Source organism: Ochrobactrum quorumnocens (genome assembly GCF_002278035.1).
In the GTDB taxonomy this organism is placed as follows: domain Bacteria; phylum Pseudomonadota; class Alphaproteobacteria; order Rhizobiales; family Rhizobiaceae; genus Brucella; species Brucella quorumnocens.
Genome location: NZ_CP022604.1, coordinates 657,083 through 674,877 on the forward strand (window position 1 = coordinate 657,083; position 17,795 = coordinate 674,877).

Here is a 17,795-nt window from a genome sequence, read left to right on the forward strand (position 1 = left end):
CATGAAAAGTTGAATTCTAGCGCGTTTGGGTCGGTTGAATCAGTTCGGCGCTCTAACGTCGGCCATAGATCAGGTCAGTGCGTATATCGGCACTGCCTGTAAGGCGTGCTTTATAAACTTCATAATTCTCCATCACGCGCTGAACGTAGTTCCGCGTTTCAGAAAATGGAATGCGCTCAATCCAGTCGACAACTTCTTCGATTGGTTTGCCACGCGGATCGCCATATTTTTCCACCCAATCGGCAGCTCGGCGGGGCCCGGCATTATAACCGGCAAAGGTTAGTACGTAAGATCCATTGAATCGGTCGAGCTGTTCGCCAAGAAAATGTGCGCCAAGCGTCGCATTATAGGCCGCATCGGTTGTGAGTTTGGGCGCAGAATAGGCCATTCCATTGCGGGTTGCGACGCTCTTCGCGGTGGCTGGCATTAGCTGCAACAGCCCGCGTGCACCAGCTTTTGAAACCGCGCCAACATTGAATTCGCTTTCCTGGCGAGCAATTGCATAAGCAAGCGCCTTGCCGGAACCACTGATATTTGCATGTGCCGGAATGGCGCCGATCGGGTGTGATAGCGCACCAACGTCCAGTCCACGGAAGGCGGCGGTCTTGCCGACGCGAAGAGCGAGATAATGATTCTCGTTCTTCTCCGCCATCACAGCGAGGAGCGCCAATTCTCCCACGCTGCTGAGTTCTTGCGATAGCTGCGTATAAAGAGCGGTTGCGCGGTTTCCGTAGCCGATCTGTTCAAGACGCTTGATGGCTTGCACTGCGGGGCGGCCGGAGAAACGCACACGTTCGGCATCGGATGGTCTTGGATAGGCGAGCTCGGGCGCTTTCTCACTGAGCTTGGCTGCAGAGAGCTGTCCATAAAATGTGGTGCCAAAATGTGCAGAGCGGCGATAATAACCGTTCGCATCACCACCAGCACCCGCCTCCGCTGCTCGCCCGAGCCAGTAATAGGCGCGCGAAGCGGAAATTGGACGTGAGGAAATCTCGGCTATCTTGGCAAAATGCGGTGCTGCAAGCTTCGGTTGCTTTAATGCACGCAATGCATACCAACCGGCATGGAATTCCGCTTCAGCAGCCATTGTCGGTGATTCTGCGGCATGTGCCGCCGCTAGCCTATAGGCGAGCTGTGGCTTGTTAATATCGAGAAGCTCGCGCGACAGGATGCGACGCTCCACCCACCACGCGTCTGGATCAACCAGTGACGCGGAGTCTTTCGGAGCTTTCAGCATCAAGTCTGTTGCTTCGCTGAAACGATCTGCACGGCGCAGAAAACGAATCTGCAAGAACATGTATGCAGGATTCGAGTGCCACGAGCGATCTACGTCGGCGATAGCCTTTGCTGTGTTCGGTGACTTCTGTGCCAATGCTGCATAAGCATTATAGAGTGACTGCGCTTGCGCGGGGCCTGCCAGAAGTTTAGCCGATTGCATGCGATCGTTATAAAGGGAGCGCAGAAGGCGGCGTTGATGGTCATCGCGTGTGAGAACGCTCGCAAATTCTTTCAGCACTCGCGTCTCGTCATCAGCCGACAGGCGTTCGGTCGCCCACCATGGGGCGAGAAGCTGATGTGCTTTTGTGTTGTTTCCTGTGGCCAAGTATGCCCGTGCAAGCGCGATCATGCCCTCAGTTGTCTGCGGGCGTGTAGTGCCGAAAGTGGCAATTACAGTTGCAGCAGGCGCATTTTCCTTGAAAAGTGCACGTTCCGAATTGCGACGCAATGCGCCCATACCCGGCCAGCCCGGCAGTTCCGAGGCAGCCATTGCAATTTCAGCACTCGGCACGCCATCCATTCCAGATGTCGCTATCGACCAGGTCAATATCTGACGGTCAAGCGAGCCTTTTGTCATGCCGTTGCGATAGGCGATCACGCCCGGAATATCGCGTGAATAGAGCGCATCAAGGCCGCTTTTCAATGTTCCACTGATTGTCGCCGGGTTCTCAACACGATTGAAGGAAGACGTGATAACCGGATCGGGGGTGGCGGGACGTGCTTTTGGCGTAACCAGATTGATCGGAGATTCATGTGTGGCAGTAGGCGCAAACGGACGTACCAGCGGTGTGGGAACATCCGTTGGCAAAGATGACTGGGCATAGGCAGCCCCCATCTGTCCCGCAAGAAGCGAAGCAGCAATAATCAATCCACTCGAAAAGAGCGCTCTTTGCTTTATTGGCATATCTATATTTTTCTTACACATGATCTAACGAGAATAGAGTGCCTGATTGCGGGTAAAATATTGTTCAAATCTGGCTTTTCTAAGCCTGATCGATAGGGTGTTTGTTCTGTATAAGACTATGATGCCGATGCGTGAAGCATTGGTTAATAAATGGTTATGTTTTTCTTTTCGATCATTTACCTAAGAGCTCCATGACCTTTGAGCAAATGCTATGCGATCAGGTCGAGTAGATTGACAAAAAAGCAGAGGAATTTTTCGCAAAACTGTCATTTGGAAGCTGATTTGGGCTAGCCCCCCGCTTGCCGGATTTGCACTGCGAGACTATGGTGCAACGCCTTGCAGCTATTCTGGCGCGGTTAAAAGCCAGTGTGGTATTGTCAGGTTCTGTCTTTATTTCTCAGGAGTTCACTGATGCTGAAAGGCTCGATTACTGCACTTGTCACGCCATTCGATAGTGAAGGAGCGTTCGACGAGAAAGCTTTTCGTGACTTCGTGAATTGGCAGATTGAAGAAGGCACTAAAGGTCTTGTACCCGTTGGCACAACGGGCGAAACGCCGACCTTGTCCCATGATGAGCATAAGCGCGTCATTGAGGCCTGCATTGAAGTAGCAGCAGGTCGCGTGCCGGTGATTGCGGGTGCAGGTTCCAATAATACTGTCGAAGCAATCGAACTTGCTCAGCATGCCGAAAAAGCGGGCGCAGATGCAGTTCTTGTCGTCACTCCCTATTATAACAAGCCGAACCAGCGCGGCCTCTATGAGCATTTTTCACGGGTCGCACGTTCGATCTCGATACCGCTCATTATCTATAACATTCCGGGCCGCTCCGTCATTGATATGACACCGGAAACCATGGGCACGCTTGTGCGTGATCACAAGAACATCATCGGTGTGAAAGATGCGACAGGCAAGATTGAGCGTGTTTCCGAACAGCGCGGCACGTGTGGCAAAGACTTCATCCAGCTGTCCGGCGAAGATGCGACCGCTCTCGGCTTCAATGCACATGGCGGCGTCGGCTGTATTTCAGTGACGTCCAATATTGCGCCACGTCTTTGCGCAGAGTTTCAGGATGCCTGCCAGGCTGGTGACTATGCCAAGGCACTGGAACTACAGGATCGCCTGATGCCATTGCACAAGGCGCTCTTCATCGAGCCCAATCCTTCGGGTCCGAAATATGCTCTGTCGCGCCTTGGTCGCGTTGAAAATGTTCTTCGCTCGCCAATGGTTGTAATCGAAGCAGCAACCGCTGAGAAGATCGATCAGGCCATGAAGCACGCCGGTCTCACGAATTAGAGTATTTCCAGCCAAAGTGCGAAGCGGTTTTGCGTTGGATGTTGGATAATGTGTTTAAACGAGCTTTCAGAGCGTGTTTCTATGCGATCCATCAGCAGAAAATACGCTCTAAGGCTGCTAATTTTGCCCGGTTGAGTGATTTTTACGCTCTTGCTCATGCGAGAGCGTTTTCATTTCCGGCAATGAGCATTATATGGTGCCATTATGAATAAGCCGAAAAACTCTCCCGCCCGCAAAATGGTCGCTGAAAACCGTAAAGCGCGCTACAATTTTGAGATTTCTGATACGCTCGAAGCTGGTCTGGTTCTGACCGGCACCGAGGTTAAGTCCTTGCGCGCCAATCAGGCCAACATTGCTGAAAGCTATGCGAGCTTTGAGAACGGTGAGTTCTGGCTGATCAATTCCTATATTCCGGAGTATACGCAGGGCAATCGCTTTAATCACGAGCCGCGCCGTTTGCGTAAGCTGTTGATTAGCCGTCGCGAAATGGCACGGATTTTCAATTCGCTTTCACGCGAAGGCATGACCGTCGTTCCGTTGAAGTTATACTTCAATGATCGTGGTAGAGCTAAGCTGGAAATCGGCGTGGCGCGCGGTAAGAAGAATCACGACAAACGTGAGACTGAGAAGCAGCGCGACTGGAATCGCGAGAAATCACGTCTTCTGCGCGATCGTGGCTGAGGCGAAAATACTGTTCAAAGAAAAAGAGCGCTGAAAGGCGCTCTTTTTATAAATGATGCAAAAGGGTTCATGAAGTTCGAAATTATGAAGCTGCACGAACCTGACGATTGCGCATATCAGTAGTCTTCGTCAAGATCTTCGTCCTGACGGCGCTGCTGTTGCTGTGGGCGTTCAGAAGGATCGCGTCCAATTTCAGCTTTCAGCGAAACCAGATCGATAAAATGATCGGCCTGACGGCGCAATTCATCGGATATCATCGCAGGCTGTGTCGTCAGAGTGGAAACGACGGATACCTTACGACCCTTGCGCTGCAATGCTTCGGCAAGCGAACGGAAATCACCATCGCCAGAGAAGATTACGAAATGATCGACGGTGTCGGTGAGCTGCATGGCATCGACGGTAAGTTCGATATCCATGTTGCCTTTTACCTTGCGGCGGCCTGTCGAGTCGGTAAATTCCTTGGCTGCCTTCGTGACAACCTTATAGCCGTTGTAATCGAGCCAATCGATGAGTGGACGGATCGATGAATATTCCTGATCCTCAACCAGAGCCGTATAATAATAGGCGCGCAGCAAATAGCCGCGTTTCTGGAATGCCTTCAAAAGTTTACGGTAATCAATATCGAAACCGAGTGTTTTTGAAGCTGCGTATAAATTGGCGCCGTCAATAAATAGCGCAATTTTTTCACGAGAATCGAACATCGTGCAATATATCCACTCTGCGGCCGGTAGGGAGTGGGCCTGCGACCGCGTATTCAGATTTGTTTCTTAAACGGCGGGGGTATTCATTTTTACCAATGACGTTTATTGCGTTCTACGGAGATATTATAGAAAAACAAGCAACTGATGGTTGTTATTTGATCAATCTTAATTACTTTTACGCGATATTTCGATATAGCAATCGATAATCGATCAAAATCTATTGTTCCAATTTGATCCAGATCGTGTATTTGTCAGACAGATTAATGAACAGTTGTATCTTAGCCTAGATTTCTGAGCCTTGTCGTTGGTGTTTTGCGCTTTTGCTTGTAATTTCGGCTCACAAGCGTTATGTGCAAGAAAAATTCCGTTAAAGTTTAAGAAATGAAAGGGACCGCCTATGGCCCGCGTCACCGTTGAGGACTGCGTAGATAAGGTCGAGAACCGTTTTGAACTGGTTCTGCTGGCCGGTCACCGTGCCCGCCAGATTTCTCAGGGCGCCCAGATCACGATCGACCGCGACAACGACAAGAACCCAGTTGTCGCGCTGCGTGAAATCGCTGACGAGACACTTTCACCGGATGATCTGAAGGAAGACCTGATCCATTCGCTGCAGAAGCACGTTGAAGTTGACGAACCGGAAGCTGCTGCTCCTGCCCAGATCACCGATGCTTCCGATGCGTTGGCTGAAGGGATTGCCGAAGCTGGTGAAGACGATGTCGTTTCCTTCGACCGTATGTCGGAAGAAGAACTGCTTGCTGGTATTGAAGGCCTCGTTGCTCCAGAAAAGAACGACGACTTCTAATCGTCGCTCTGCTGATCAAGTATTTCAGGCAAACGTCGAAATGAGTTTTGCCTCATTGAATACTTGAATACAAACAGGCCTTGGTTTTTTGCGTGCGCTTCGGCTTCCAGGCTGTGGCGCACGTTTTTATGTGCATGGCAGGCTGGGAATTGAGATTAGCTTTTGGCTTGCCACTGAGACGTTTGTGACTGAAATTAAGCCTGTTGGCAGAAAACAGGTCCGGAAACTCGCAAATTGTTATATTTTTTAGTGATTTCCGTTCAAAATGACCGCTGCGTACGTGACTGGTAGGGAGTTTCTGTAAATGATGCGCCAATATGAGCTTGTAGAGCGTGTTCAGCGATACAAGCCTGACGTCAATGAGGCGCTTCTCAACAAGGCGTATGTTTACGCTATGCAGAAGCATGGCAGCCAGAAGCGTGCGTCCGGTGATCCATATTTTTCCCACCCGCTCGAAGTTGCAGCAATTCTCACAGATATGCATTTGGATGAGGCAACGATTGCGATTGCTCTCCTGCATGACACGATTGAAGACACCACAGCTACCCGTCAGGAAATCGATCAGCTGTTTGGCCCGGAGATTGGTAAGCTCGTTGAAGGTCTGACCAAACTCAAGAAGCTCGATCTGGTTTCCAAGAAGGCAGTGCAGGCGGAAAACTTGCGCAAGCTGTTGTTGGCTATTTCCGAAGACGTGCGCGTGCTTCTGGTGAAGCTTGCAGATCGACTGCACAATATGCGTACTCTTGGCGTGATGCGCGAAGACAAGCGTCTGCGCATTGCTGAAGAAACCATGGATATCTATGCGCCACTCGCTGGCCGCATGGGTATGCAGGACACGCGTGAAGAGCTCGAAGAACTTGCATTCCGCTATATCAACCCGGATGCATGGCGTGCGGTAACGGATCGGCTTGCAGAGCTTCTTGAAAAGAACCGTGGTCTTCTACAGAAGATCGAAGAAGACTTGTCTGAGATTTTCCAAAAGAACGGTATCAAGGCGAGCGTTAAGAGCCGTCAGAAGAAGCCTTGGTCGGTTTTCCGTAAAATGGAAACCAAGGGCCTGTCGTTTGAACAACTGTCCGATATTTTCGGCTTCCGCGTCATGGTTGAATCGACACAGGATTGCTATCGCGCACTCGGTCTGATCCATACCACCTGGTCGATGGTTCCAGGTCGGTTCAAAGACTATATTTCGACACCTAAGCAGAACGACTATCGTTCCATCCATACAACGATCATTGGCCCATCACGCCAGCGTATCGAACTGCAGATCCGCACGCGCGTCATGGATGAAATTGCAGAATTCGGTGTGGCGGCCCATTCGATCTATAAGGATCGCGGCAGTGCCAGTAATCCGCATCAGATATCGACCGAAACCAATGCCTATGCTTGGCTGCGCCAGACTATCGAGCAGCTTTCCGAGGGCGATAACCCTGAAGAGTTTCTCGAACATACCAAGTTGGAATTGTTTCAGGATCAGGTATTCTGTTTCACACCCAAAGGTCGTCTCATTGCGCTTCCGCGCGGGGCGACGCCAATCGATTTCGCCTATGCGGTTCATACCGATATTGGCGACAGCTGCGTTGGTGCCAAGGTCAATGGCCGTATTATGCCGTTGATGACAGAGCTCAAGAATGGCGACGAAGTCGACATCATTCGTTCCAAAGCGCAGGTCCCACCTGCCGCATGGGAGTCGCTTGTTGCAACGGGCAAAGCGCGCGCCGCAATCCGTCGCGCAACGCGCTCGGCGGTTCGCAAACAGTATTCCGGCCTCGGTATGCGTATTCTTGAGCGCGCTTTCGAGCGTGCAGGAAAACCTTTCAGCAAGGATATTCTCAAACCTGGTCTGCCGCGTCTGGCTCGCAAGGAAGTTGAAGATGTTCTGGCCGCAGTTGGTCGCGGTGAACTGCCATCTACCGACGTTGTGAAAGCAGTTTATCCTGACTATCAGGATACGCGTGTTACCTCGCAGAACAACCCTACCAAGACCGGTGAAAAGGGCTGGTTTAATATCCAGAACGCCGCTGGCATGATCTTCAAGGTGCCGGAAGGTTCTGAAGGTGCGCAAGAAGCTGTGGCTGATGGCGAAAGGCCAAAGCGCAAGGCCTTGCCGATCCGTGGCACCAATTCCGACTTGCCTGTGCGTTTTGCACCGGAAGGCGCTGTGCCGGGCGACCGTATCGTTGGTATCATGCAGCCGGGAGCAGGGATCACGATCTATCCGATTCAGTCACCCGCACTGACCGCTTATGATGATCAGCCGGAGCGCTGGATTGATGTGCGCTGGGACATTGATGAGGGGATGCATGAACGCTTCCCGGCACGGATCAGTGTGTCTGCAATCAATTCGCCCGGGTCTTTGGCTGAAATCGCGCAGATCGTGGCGTCGAACGACGCCAATATTCATAATCTCTCAATGGTGCGGACAGCGCCCGACTTTACTGAAATGATTATTGACGTTGAAGTGTGGGACCTTAAACACCTCAATCGTATTATTTCTCAATTGAAAGAAAGCGCGAGCGTCAGTGGCGCAAGGCGCGTAAACGGATAAGGCACAATGAAAACCGAAGACGTCCTTGCTGTCTTCCGCGAAGCGGGAGCGATCCTTGAAGGCCATTTTATTTTAACCTCTGGCCTGCGCAGCCCTATCTTCTTGCAGAAGGCACGCGTTTTCATGCATGCCGACAAGACCGAAAAGCTCTGCAAGGCATTAGCCGAGAAGATCAAGGCGGCTGGCCTCGGACAGATCGACTATGTCGTCGGACCTGCAATCGGCGGGCTTATTCCGTCCTACGAAACCTCGCGGCACCTTGGGGTGCCGTCGGTCTGGGTGGAACGCGAGAATGGTGTATTCCGTTTACGTCGTTTCGATGTGCCGAAAGGATCGCGCGTCGTGATCGTGGAAGACATCGTCACCACGGGGCTTTCGATTCGCGAAACCATTGATTGCATGAAGGACGTTGGCATCGAAGTCGTAGCCGCCGCTTGTATCGTGGATCGTTCAGCGGGTAAGGCGGATGTCGGCACAAAGCTCATCGCTCTTGCCGAATATGAAGTGCCAGCCTATTCGCCAGACAATTTGCCGCCAGAATTGGCTGCAATCCCTGCGATTAAGCCAGGTAGTCGCAATATTTAAGCGGCTCCTACTATTGTATTGATTTTACTAGACGCGATTTCCACCCTGCGGCGAAATTGCGCTTTGCGGTATTTGTTTTGCACCCTTAATTTAGGGGGAAGGGCAAGCCCATGCCCATCCCCCTGTTTAGGAATATGTCGTGGCTGTTGCGCCTCTAATTTTTGATCCAAAATCTCCATATCGGGCTCCATGCGGTGTGTGCGTTGATTGCGATGTACGTCGTATGGCGGTTTGCTCTGCACTCGATGACGGCGATCTTGGCGCGCTTGAAGCTATCATGACTTCCAAGAAGCTTGATGCAAACGAAATGCTGGTGGAAGAGGGCGATCCGAAACGCCGAGTTTTCAGCCTGACTTCGGGCATGTTGCGCATCTATACGTCGCTGCCTGATGGGCGCCGCCAGATTGCCGGTTTTCTGGTTCCTGGCGACTATCTCGGTCTGGCTGACGATGATGTCTATTCGCAATCGGCGGAGGCTGTTGTCCCTTCGGTCCTTTGCGCCTTTTCTTCCAAGGAAATGGAAGCATTGATGGTTAGCTTTCCGAAGCTCAGGGAACGTCTTCACCAGATGACGCGTGAAGCGCTGCGCACTGCGCGCGACAACCAGCTTGTGCTGGGGCGTCTTGCTCCGGTGGAAAAGCTCGCGAGCTTTCTTTTGGTTTTGGCCGCGCGTGCTGAAAAGCGAGGCGATAAGCCCAATCTCGTTCATTTGGCGATGAACCGTACGGATATTGCCGATTATCTCGGACTGACGATTGAAACTGTCAGCCGCAGCTTTACCAAGCTAAAGACACAGGGCCTGATTCAGTTGCTTGATGCAAACACCGTCGAGATATTATCGCGTCGCTCACTTGCAGCCGTTGCCGGAATGGATATTGAAGCCATCTGAGCATTTCTCCACTTGGAGAATGTTTCAAAAGAATAGATAGAGCGGTTCCAAAACTTAAGTCGTAAACCAAGCCGCTCTGATCGCCATTTATTTGTTTTCATTTCGTTGATTTAAATCAATGAAGGTTTCTTGAACCGCCACTACACCTGATCGTGGAAATTGACGCAGCACAGTCAAATGCTGCTCTGTCTTAACGAGGTGAACAGGTGTCATTGTGGCTGGCAATTACAATATCGGCTGTCAAGTATGTGGGCTTCCTTGCCGCATCATGCCGACTTGCCCCGCAGAATGCCCGTTTGCGTCCTCGTCCAGTACGCGTTGTAGCGACAGGTTATCACCAGAACGCAAAACGCGCGGGGCGGAATCATCATGCATGAAGCCACGATAAGACGTTATGCAGCACTTGCTGTTCCGCGCTATACATCATTCCCGACCGCTGCAGATTTCGCGCCAGTCACGCCGGACAGCACCCGCAGTTGGTTGCGCCAGATCGGCCCGGAAGAAAGCGTCTCGCTTTACATCCACGTGCCGTACTGCAAAGAGATTTGCCACTATTGCGGCTGTCATTCCAAAATGGCGGTCCGCGAAGATGTCATCGAGAATTTCGTTGTCGCGCTGTTAAGCGAGATTGAAACAGTAAACACAAGCCTGACAGCTCGCCCAAAGGTTGTGCATCTACATTGGGGTGGGGGCACTCCTTCTATTCTGCATACCACGCAGTTCAAGCGCATTATGGCGGCTTTGAGTCTGGCGTTCGATTTCGATCCAGATATGGAACATGCGATTGAGCTCGATCCGCGTACGGTCAATCCTATTCTGGTGAAGACCTTGGCGTTGATAGGCGTAAACCGCGCCAGCCTTGGCGTGCAGGATGTCGATCCCGATGTGCAAAAGGCTATTGGCCGTATTCAGCCTATTGAAACGGTAATAAGAGCCGCGACGCTGCTGCGTGAAGTGGGCATTGATAGACTGAACTTCGATTTGATCTATGGTCTGCCGCTTCAGACGGTGAAAAGTCTTCGCGAAACCTGCGAGCGCGTTGCGGCGATGACACCTGATCGCATTGCCTGCTTTGGTTATGCGCATCTGCCACAGCGTCGTGCCAATCAGCGACTGATTGATGAAAGCATTCTGCCCGATGCCGACGAACGGTTCGCACAGGCAAGTGCTGTTGCTGAAAGCTTTCTTGGCTTCGGATATCAGCCGGTTGGAATAGACCACTTTGCATTACCGGACGATACCCTGGCAATTGCAGCAGAAAACGGCACGTTGCATCGCAACTTTCAGGGATACACGACGGATCGTTGTCATACGTTGATTGGGTTTGGCCCCTCATCGATTTCGCAATATCCAGCTGGTTACACGCAGAATATTTCCGATGTCGGGCAATACAGCAAGCGCGTCGTGGCGGGGGATCTTGCAACTGTGCGTGGCTATACAATGCGCGACACTGACAGACTTCGTGCAGGTATTATCACTGCGCTTATGTGCAACTTCCGCGTTGATCTGAACATAGCCGCACCGGGCGTCGAGTTCTCCGACGAGCTGGCCTTGTTGCGCCCACTGGTGGCTGACGGTCTGGTGGAAGTGCGCAACGGCGTCATCAGCGCAACAGAAGATGGAAAGCCGCTGATCCGCTTGGTAGCAGCGACATTTGATGAGTTTCGCAGAGAGAGCATGCACGGCTTCAGCTTCGCCGTGTGAGAGATTGCGCACTTTGCGGCAAAGGCATCGCAATGTGCGCCAGAACAAAGAAGTAGGGTGCATTTCACTCTATTCAGAGCTGCCGCTGCACCGGGCCGTCAAAAGGTCAGTGGCATCAGGAGCACCGTTCGTTGGGGGATGAACGGTGCTCCACTTTTTTAAACTATCGATGCGTCCTTATCGAGCTTTCTCGATCTTCGGCAGGAAGATAGTCAGCAATCCGAGAAGGGGAAGATAAGAGCATATCTGATAGACAAACTCGATGCTCGTCCGGTCTGCCACCACACCCAGCGCCGCTGCCGCAATGCCGGCGATGCCGAATGCAAGGCCGAAGAACAGTCCTGACACCATTCCCACACGTCCCGGCAGCAACTCTTGTGCGAAAACAATGATTGCAGGGAAGGCGGAAGCCAGCACGAAACCGATAATAACAGTGAGAACGGCTGTTACTTCGAGGTTCGCATAAGGCAATGCCAGCGTGAACGGAACGATGCCGAGGATTGAAACCCAGATCACGGTGCGCGTACCGATCTTGTCGCCGATAGGACCACCGACGATTGTGCCCGCTGCAACCGCACCGAGGAACAGGAACAGCAGCAACTGCGATGCCTGAACGGTCACGCCGAAATGGCTGATCGTATAAAAGGTGTAGTAGCTCGTGAGGCTGGCCATGTAGACATACTTGGTAAAGATCAGCATGGCGAGCACAGAGATCGACGCAATAACCTTGTTGCGCGGCAATGGCAGTGTCTTGTCAGGCTTCGGCTTGCTCTTATTGGCGAGATTGTGCTGGTTGTACCAGTTTCCGACATACCAGAGCAGCGCCATGCCAATCAGTGCTGCGATCGAGAACCACGACACGCTGGCTTGTCCAAAGGGCAGAACGATAAAAGCTGCAAGCAACGGGCCGATGGACGAGCCGAAATTGCCGCCCACCTGGAACATCGATTGTGCGAAACCATGACGACCACCGGATGCGAGACGTGCAACGCGAGCGGCTTCCGGATGGAACACAGATGAACCGAAGCCAATGAAGGCTGCACCGAGAAGCAGAACCGAATAGTGATGCGCGGACGCAAGTAGGATCAAACCGATCAGCGTGCAGCCCATACCGAATGGCAATGAATAGGGCATAGGACGACGGTCGGTATAGATGCCGACGATTGGCTGCAAAATTGAAGCCGTGACCTGAAAGGTGAAGGTGAGCAAGCCGATCTGCCAGAACGACAGGCTGTAATTGTCCTTGAGCATCGGATAGATGGCCGGAAGGAGCGACTGCATCATGTCGTTCAGGAAGTGGCCCATACTCGTGGCCAGAATAATGGCGAGAACCGTATTGTTTGCGCCAGTGTTTGAAGGCTGCTCGGCAGCACTCATGCTCATAGTCCTACTCCGAAGATAATCCGTGAGGGAAATTTCCTCATAATTTGCGTTGGTTGGGCAGGGAACCCAATTCGAATGTTTTCGAATATTTCTAACCTGACCCCTTCATAATTATATTGTTTCGCGCCTGCTTTCGTGATTTGGTCCATTACTTTCGAGAGTGGGCCAAAGCAGATGAAGCTGAAATCGCCACCGGGGCTCTTGTTGCCGGGCAGTGAGGACCTGCAAAAGTTCCATGAACAGCGCATTGAGATGCTGGAACACTTGAGCGGACCGGTGATCGCGCTGCCGACGAAATATCCGGATGGCTATTTTGTACCGCGTCACAGCCACAGTCGAGCGCAGCTCTTGTGTGCTTCACAAGGAGTGGTTCTGGTCACGACGGATGCCGGTCGCTGGTTGATCCCTGGGGATCATGCCATGTGGATTCCTGCTGGTGTAAAACATTCCGTCGAAATTGTCGGCGATGTCTTTATGCGCTCAATCTATATTGCGCTCGACGCCATTTCGGGTGTGCCCGACTATTTGCACGTGGTTGGCATGACGGACCTGATGCGTTGCCTCATCATCGATGCGACGTCGGTCGACAGCATCCCTGAGCCGGGCAGTCGGGATGCTTTGGTGATTGAGTTGATCCTCAGAGACTTGCACACCTTGCCACAAAGGCCGCTCGGACTGCCTTTCCCGGCCGATCCGCGTCTGCAAAATCTCTGTCGTCAATTCGTGAAAAAGCCGTCAGCACGCGCGACAATTGATGAATGGGCGGATCGTATGGCGATGAGCCGACGCTCATTCACTCGCCACTTTCAGCGCGAAACAGGCGTGAGCTTGTCAGTGTGGCGCCAGCAGGCCTGCCTTTTTGCAGCAGTTCCGCGCCTTACGGAAGGCGAAGCGGTCACAAGCGTGGCGCTTGATCTGGGCTATGACAGTGTTTCTGCCTTTACGACAATGTTTCGCCGTATGCTGGGTGTACCACCGAAGTTCTATTTGCCGCGTCTTGATGGAGCGCCGTTTGAGCGCAGCGATAGGATCTCTGCTGCATCTCTTGAACAATAATAACAATTGTCTCGGTGCGTAGAGACCAGTATGAGAAGTTTATGTTATTCCAACGTCGAAATCCGCCGACCCGCAAAGAGCGCCTAAGGCTGCTGGTCTGGCCGCGCCGTTCATTCGCTCGCTCGTTTAAATATGGCGGCAAGCGCGTGCTACGCATTACTGCGTCTCCACATGCGGTGGCTGCAGGTCTGGCTGTTGGCGTTTTCTCGGCTTTTACGCCGTTTTTTGGCTTTCATCTGATTATAGCAATTGTTCTGGCTTATTTTCTGGCCGGTAATATTGCTGCAGCAGCGCTGGGAACCACGCTTGCCAATCCGCTGACGCTCCCGTTCATCTGGGGCAGCACTTATGAGCTTGGCCGCTTTGTCATCAGCGGCGATATTGAAAGCGCGCCGCCTTTGCATCTAGGACATGCTCTTCAGACGATGAAGTTCGGAGAAGTCTGGACACCTCTACTCAAGCCGATGTTGTTCGGCTCGACCATATTGGGCGCAGTTTTTGCGGTGGTCGCCTATTTTGTGACGCGCTTTGCGGTCACTGCTTTCCGTCGTCGCAGGCTCGAACGACTTGCTGAAAAGCACAACAAGCACCATGTCCGGGGGCCGCAGAAAATATGATCATCGGCATTGGTAGTGATCTGATTGATATCCGCCGCATCGAAAAGACCCTTGAGAAGCACGGTGATCGTTTCACCCAACGTGTTTTTACCGAGCTAGAACAAGCAAAATCAGATGGCCGCAAACAGCGCGCTGCATCCTATGCAAAGCGTTTTGCCGCAAAAGAAGCTTGTTCCAAGGCGCTTGGCACTGGTCTTTCGAATGGCGTTTTCTGGCGTGATATGGGGGTTGTCAATACACCTTCGGGCAAGCCGACCATGCAGCTCACCGGCGGCGCGGCTGAGCAACTGAAACGCATGCTGCCAAAAGGCAAACGCGCTGCCATACATCTGACAATTACCGATGATTTTCCTCTTGCGCAGGCTTTTGTCATTATCGAAGCGCTGCCAGAAACCGAATAATGCATGCTGCGGAAAAGCGAAAACGCCTTTCCGATAGCGGCATGCGCCAAACAATTGCGATTGTGGCAGGTAAACTCCTGCTCATAATCGTGCGAGGTAGCGGTGATTGGATTGCTTCGAGCAACCTTAGCCGTTATTAGATCGCACATCGGCAAGCGGAGATACAATGAGCGTGTCCAGCAAAAGTGAAACTAAAAAATCAGGCGGCCTTGGCGAAACCGTCAGCGTTATCGTGCAAGCTCTCCTGCTGGCACTGATTATTCGCAGCCTGCTTTTCCAACCTTTCAGTATTCCGTCCGGCTCCATGCGCCCAACGCTACTGGAAGGCGACTATCTGTTCGTATCGAAATATGCCTATGGCTATTCGCGCTATTCACTGCCGTTCGGTCTTGACCTCTTCTCCGGTCGTATTTGGGGAACTGAGCCCAAGCGTGGTGACGTCGTAGTGTTCAAGCTGCCCAGCGACACCAATGTCGATTACATCAAGCGTGTGATCGGTCTTCCAGGTGATCGCGTGCAGATGCGTGGCGGCGTTCTCTACATCAATGATGTGGCTGTTAAGCGCGAGCGGGTTGGCACAATCGACAATCCTGATGTGACCGAAGTCAATCGTCCAGTTGAAGTCTACCGCGAGACACTGCCGAATGGTGTGACTTACGATACGCTTGATCTGGCACCAAATTCTATCGGTGACGATACGCGCGTATTCGAAGTGCCTGCCGGTCATTATTTTATGATGGGCGACAATCGCGACAACTCGCTCGATAGCCGTTTTGGCGTTGGTTATGTGCCTTTTGAAAATCTGGTCGGTCGTGCAAACATTATTTTCTTCTCGATTGCAGACAAGTCGAGCCCGCTCGAAATCTGGAAATGGCCATCTGATGTTCGCTTTAGCCGCCTCATTTCTTGGGTGAGTGGTGAGCCGCATACTGCCGTAACCGGAAACTGAAATGGTCTCCGAGAATAAAACAGCAGCAATTTTGGAGGAGCGCACGGGACACCGTTTTCTCAATCTGAAACGGTTGGAACGTGCGCTCACCCATTCGAGCGTCCAGGCACCTTCACGTGCCAATTATGAACGGTTGGAATTTCTTGGCGACCGCGTGCTTGGTCTCGTGGTTGCTGAGATGCTTTTCGAAGCCTTTCCAGATGCGCCGGAAGGGGAATTGTCAGTTCGCCTTAATGCGCTGGTCAATGCCGAAACTTGCGCCGCAATTGCCGATGAGATTGGTCTTGCCGATTTGATCCATACCGGCTCCGACATCAAATCCCTCAATGACAAGCGTCTGCTTAATGTTCGTGCCGATGTCGTCGAAGCATTGATTGCGACCATTTATATGGACAGCGGACTGGAAGCAGCACGCGGTTTCATCAAACGCTATTGGCAGAAGCGGTCTCTTGAGACCGGAGCCGCACGTCGCGACGCAAAAACAGAACTACAGGAATGGGCGCATCAGCAAGGCAATGTGCATCCTGTCTACGCAATTTTAAGCCGCAGTGGCCCTGATCATGATCCGCTTTTTACAGTTGAAGTGGCTGTGAAGGGATTTGCGCCCGAAACAGGCGAGGGGCGTTCCAAGCGCATTGCTGAGCAGGCTGCCGCAGAAGCAATGCTTTACAGGGAAACTGTCTGGAAGCGGGACAGTTCTGCGTGACGCGTGAATCAGCATTCTTTTAGAGCGCCTTGTGCTCTGCCGGGTGCACAAAGGTCGCTCTAACAGTTAATTTTGCCGCATAATTTTACCCTAAACTGATCCGAGTTTAAGGAATTATGCAGTAAGTGAAATTCGGCTATAATCGGATCAACAGCGACAGTGGTGGGCCGTCGCATCGGCAGAGCGGTTTGGGCGAGGACCGTTTCCTGCTGCCAAGATTACATAGAGCAATTCCAGCGAAAGTGGGGACCGGTTTACGCCGGGAATTGCGCAAAACAAAAGATAGGGCGATGCCTGTTCTTTCAAGAACAAGTCCGCTCTCAAAAGGATAAGCAATGAACACTCCGACGACGCCGTCAGCCGGCGAAACTGAAACCGGACAGACCCGTTCAGGCTTTGTTGCGCTGATTGGTGCGCCAAATGCCGGAAAATCCACGCTGGTCAACCAGCTCGTGGGTACGAAGGTTTCCATCGTCACGCATAAGGTGCAGACAACGCGTGCACTGGTACGCGGCATTTTCATCGAGAACAACGCACAGATCGTGCTCGTCGATACGCCCGGTATTTTCCGGCCTAAGCGCAGGTTGGACCGCGCGATGGTCACAACGGCCTGGGGGGGCGCGAAGGATGCAGATATCATCCTCGTTATCCTCGACGCGCAGGGTAGCCTGAACGAGAACGCCGAAGCGCTTCTCGAAAGCATGGTCAACGTGCGCCAGAAGAAAGTGCTGGTTTTGAATAAGGTAGACCGTGTTGAGCCGCCAAAGCTGCTTGAACTTGCGCAGAAGGCAAATGAAAAGGTCGCCTTTGACCGCACCTTCATGATCTCGGCGCTCAATGGTTCGGGCTGCAAGGACCTCGCAAAGTTCCTGGCGGAGACCGTTCCGAACGGCCCATGGTATTATCCTGAAGACCAGATTTCGGACATGCCGATGCGCCAGCTTGCGGCGGAAATTACCCGCGAAAAGCTTTATCTGCGCCTGCATGAAGAATTGCCTTATTCCTCGACGGTAGAAACTGAACGCTGGGAAGAGCGTAAGGACGGCTCGGTGCGTATCGAGCAAGTGATCTATGTCGAGCGCGAAAGTCAGAAGAAGATCGTTCTCGGACACAAAGGCGAAACGATCAAAGCGATCGGACAGTCAGCACGTAAAGAGATCAGCGAAATTCTGGAACAGAATGCGCATCTCTTCCTGTTTGTGAAAGTCCGGGAAAACTGGGGCAATGATCCTGAACGCTATCGTGAAATGGGCCTCGATTTCCCGAAGTAACCCAACAGGAATCGGGTAAACATTTAT

General features: G+C 52.2%; 17 protein-coding genes. 13 read left to right on the plus strand and 4 right to left on the minus strand.

Going from position 1 to position 17,795, the window contains the following annotated elements; translation table 11 throughout:
• Positions 1-52: 52 nt before the first annotated feature.
• Positions 53-2,113 carry a lytic transglycosylase domain-containing protein gene (locus CES85_RS12600; RefSeq protein WP_244923301.1) on the minus strand — a complete coding sequence of 687 codons (2,061 nt, stop codon included), beginning with the start codon at positions 2,111-2,113 and terminating at the stop codon, positions 53-55.
• 480 nt (positions 2,114-2,593) lie between these two features.
• On the opposite strand from CES85_RS12600, the gene dapA reads away from it, so the two are divergent.
• Positions 2,594-3,475, plus strand: a complete 882-nt coding sequence (gene dapA / locus CES85_RS12605) for a 4-hydroxy-tetrahydrodipicolinate synthase (protein WP_095446307.1) — start codon at positions 2,594-2,596, stop codon at positions 3,473-3,475.
• A 204-nt stretch (positions 3,476-3,679) separates the two neighbouring features.
• A complete protein-coding gene (gene smpB / locus CES85_RS12610) occupies positions 3,680-4,156 on the plus strand; it encodes an SsrA-binding protein SmpB (RefSeq protein ID WP_095446308.1) in 477 nt (158 codons plus the stop codon).
• 116 nt (positions 4,157-4,272) lie between these two features.
• Here the strand turns inward: smpB and CES85_RS12615 are convergent, their stop codons facing one another.
• Entirely contained in the window at positions 4,273-4,857 is a 585-nt protein-coding gene (locus tag CES85_RS12615) for a LabA-like NYN domain-containing protein (protein ID WP_094576525.1), read from the minus strand.
• Between the two features lie 397 nt (positions 4,858-5,254).
• Between CES85_RS12615 and rpoZ the strand changes: the two genes are divergently transcribed.
• The 3 genes from rpoZ to pyrE all read left to right on the plus strand — a co-directional run bounded on the left by rpoZ (position 5,255) and on the right by pyrE (position 8,792).
• Positions 5,255-5,659 (plus strand): DNA-directed RNA polymerase subunit omega, encoded by a 405-nt coding sequence (gene rpoZ, locus CES85_RS12620; RefSeq protein WP_024897324.1) that lies wholly within the window; start codon positions 5,255-5,257, stop codon positions 5,657-5,659.
• Between the two features lie 304 nt (positions 5,660-5,963).
• Positions 5,964-8,207: a RelA/SpoT family protein gene (locus CES85_RS12625; RefSeq protein ID WP_095446309.1), complete on the plus strand. Its 2,244-nt coding sequence runs from the start codon at positions 5,964-5,966 to the stop codon at positions 8,205-8,207.
• A 6-nt stretch (positions 8,208-8,213) separates the two neighbouring features.
• A complete protein-coding gene (gene pyrE / locus CES85_RS12630) occupies positions 8,214-8,792 on the plus strand; it encodes an orotate phosphoribosyltransferase (RefSeq protein ID WP_095446310.1) in 579 nt (192 codons plus the stop codon).
• Here pyrE and CES85_RS27425 read toward each other — a convergent pair.
• Positions 8,789-8,971 carry a hypothetical protein gene (locus CES85_RS27425; protein WP_167388287.1) on the minus strand — a complete coding sequence of 61 codons (183 nt, stop codon included), beginning with the start codon at positions 8,969-8,971 and terminating at the stop codon, positions 8,789-8,791. The genes pyrE and CES85_RS27425 overlap by 4 nt on opposite strands.
• A 44-nt stretch (positions 8,972-9,015) precedes the next feature.
• Here CES85_RS27425 and CES85_RS12635 point away from each other — a divergent pair, with 44 nt between their 5' ends.
• Together CES85_RS12635 and hemN are read left to right on the plus strand one after the other, a co-directional pair.
• Positions 9,016-9,681, plus strand: a complete 666-nt coding sequence (locus CES85_RS12635; RefSeq protein WP_244923281.1) for a helix-turn-helix domain-containing protein — start codon at positions 9,016-9,018, stop codon at positions 9,679-9,681.
• 369 nt (positions 9,682-10,050) lie between these two features.
• Positions 10,051-11,385: an oxygen-independent coproporphyrinogen III oxidase gene (hemN, locus tag CES85_RS12640; protein WP_095446312.1), complete on the plus strand. Its 1,335-nt coding sequence runs from the start codon at positions 10,051-10,053 to the stop codon at positions 11,383-11,385.
• Between the two features lie 177 nt (positions 11,386-11,562).
• Here the strand turns inward: hemN and CES85_RS12645 are convergent, their stop codons facing one another.
• The gene (locus CES85_RS12645) at positions 11,563-12,768 is read right to left on the minus strand and encodes an MFS transporter (protein WP_024897329.1); all 1,206 of its coding nucleotides are present in this window, start codon (positions 12,766-12,768) and stop codon (positions 11,563-11,565) included.
• 204 nt (positions 12,769-12,972) lie between these two features.
• Between CES85_RS12645 and CES85_RS12650 the strand changes: the two genes are divergently transcribed.
• The 6 genes from CES85_RS12650 to era all read left to right on the plus strand — a co-directional run bounded on the left by CES85_RS12650 (position 12,973) and on the right by era (position 17,768).
• Positions 12,973-13,824, plus strand: a complete 852-nt coding sequence (locus tag CES85_RS12650) for an AraC family transcriptional regulator (RefSeq protein WP_191793065.1) — start codon at positions 12,973-12,975, stop codon at positions 13,822-13,824.
• 41 nt (positions 13,825-13,865) lie between these two features.
• Positions 13,866-14,441 (plus strand): type IV secretion system effector BspA, encoded by a 576-nt coding sequence (gene bspA, locus CES85_RS12655; RefSeq protein ID WP_095446314.1) that lies wholly within the window; start codon positions 13,866-13,868, stop codon positions 14,439-14,441.
• Positions 14,438-14,842, plus strand: coding sequence for a holo-ACP synthase (gene acpS / locus CES85_RS12660; RefSeq protein WP_095446315.1), 405 nt, complete (start codon positions 14,438-14,440; stop codon positions 14,840-14,842). Before bspA ends, acpS begins: the two co-directional genes overlap by 4 nt.
• Before the next feature lie 166 nt (positions 14,843-15,008).
• The gene (gene lepB, locus CES85_RS12665; protein ID WP_095446316.1) at positions 15,009-15,791 is read left to right on the plus strand and encodes a signal peptidase I; all 783 of its coding nucleotides are present in this window, start codon (positions 15,009-15,011) and stop codon (positions 15,789-15,791) included.
• A gap of 1 nt (position 15,792) precedes the next feature.
• Positions 15,793-16,497 carry a ribonuclease III gene (gene rnc / locus CES85_RS12670; protein WP_095446317.1) on the plus strand — a complete coding sequence of 235 codons (705 nt, stop codon included), beginning with the start codon at positions 15,793-15,795 and terminating at the stop codon, positions 16,495-16,497.
• 335 nt (positions 16,498-16,832) lie between these two features.
• The gene (gene era / locus CES85_RS12675; protein WP_095446318.1) at positions 16,833-17,768 is read left to right on the plus strand and encodes a GTPase Era; all 936 of its coding nucleotides are present in this window, start codon (positions 16,833-16,835) and stop codon (positions 17,766-17,768) included.
• Positions 17,769-17,795 lie beyond the last annotated feature (27 nt).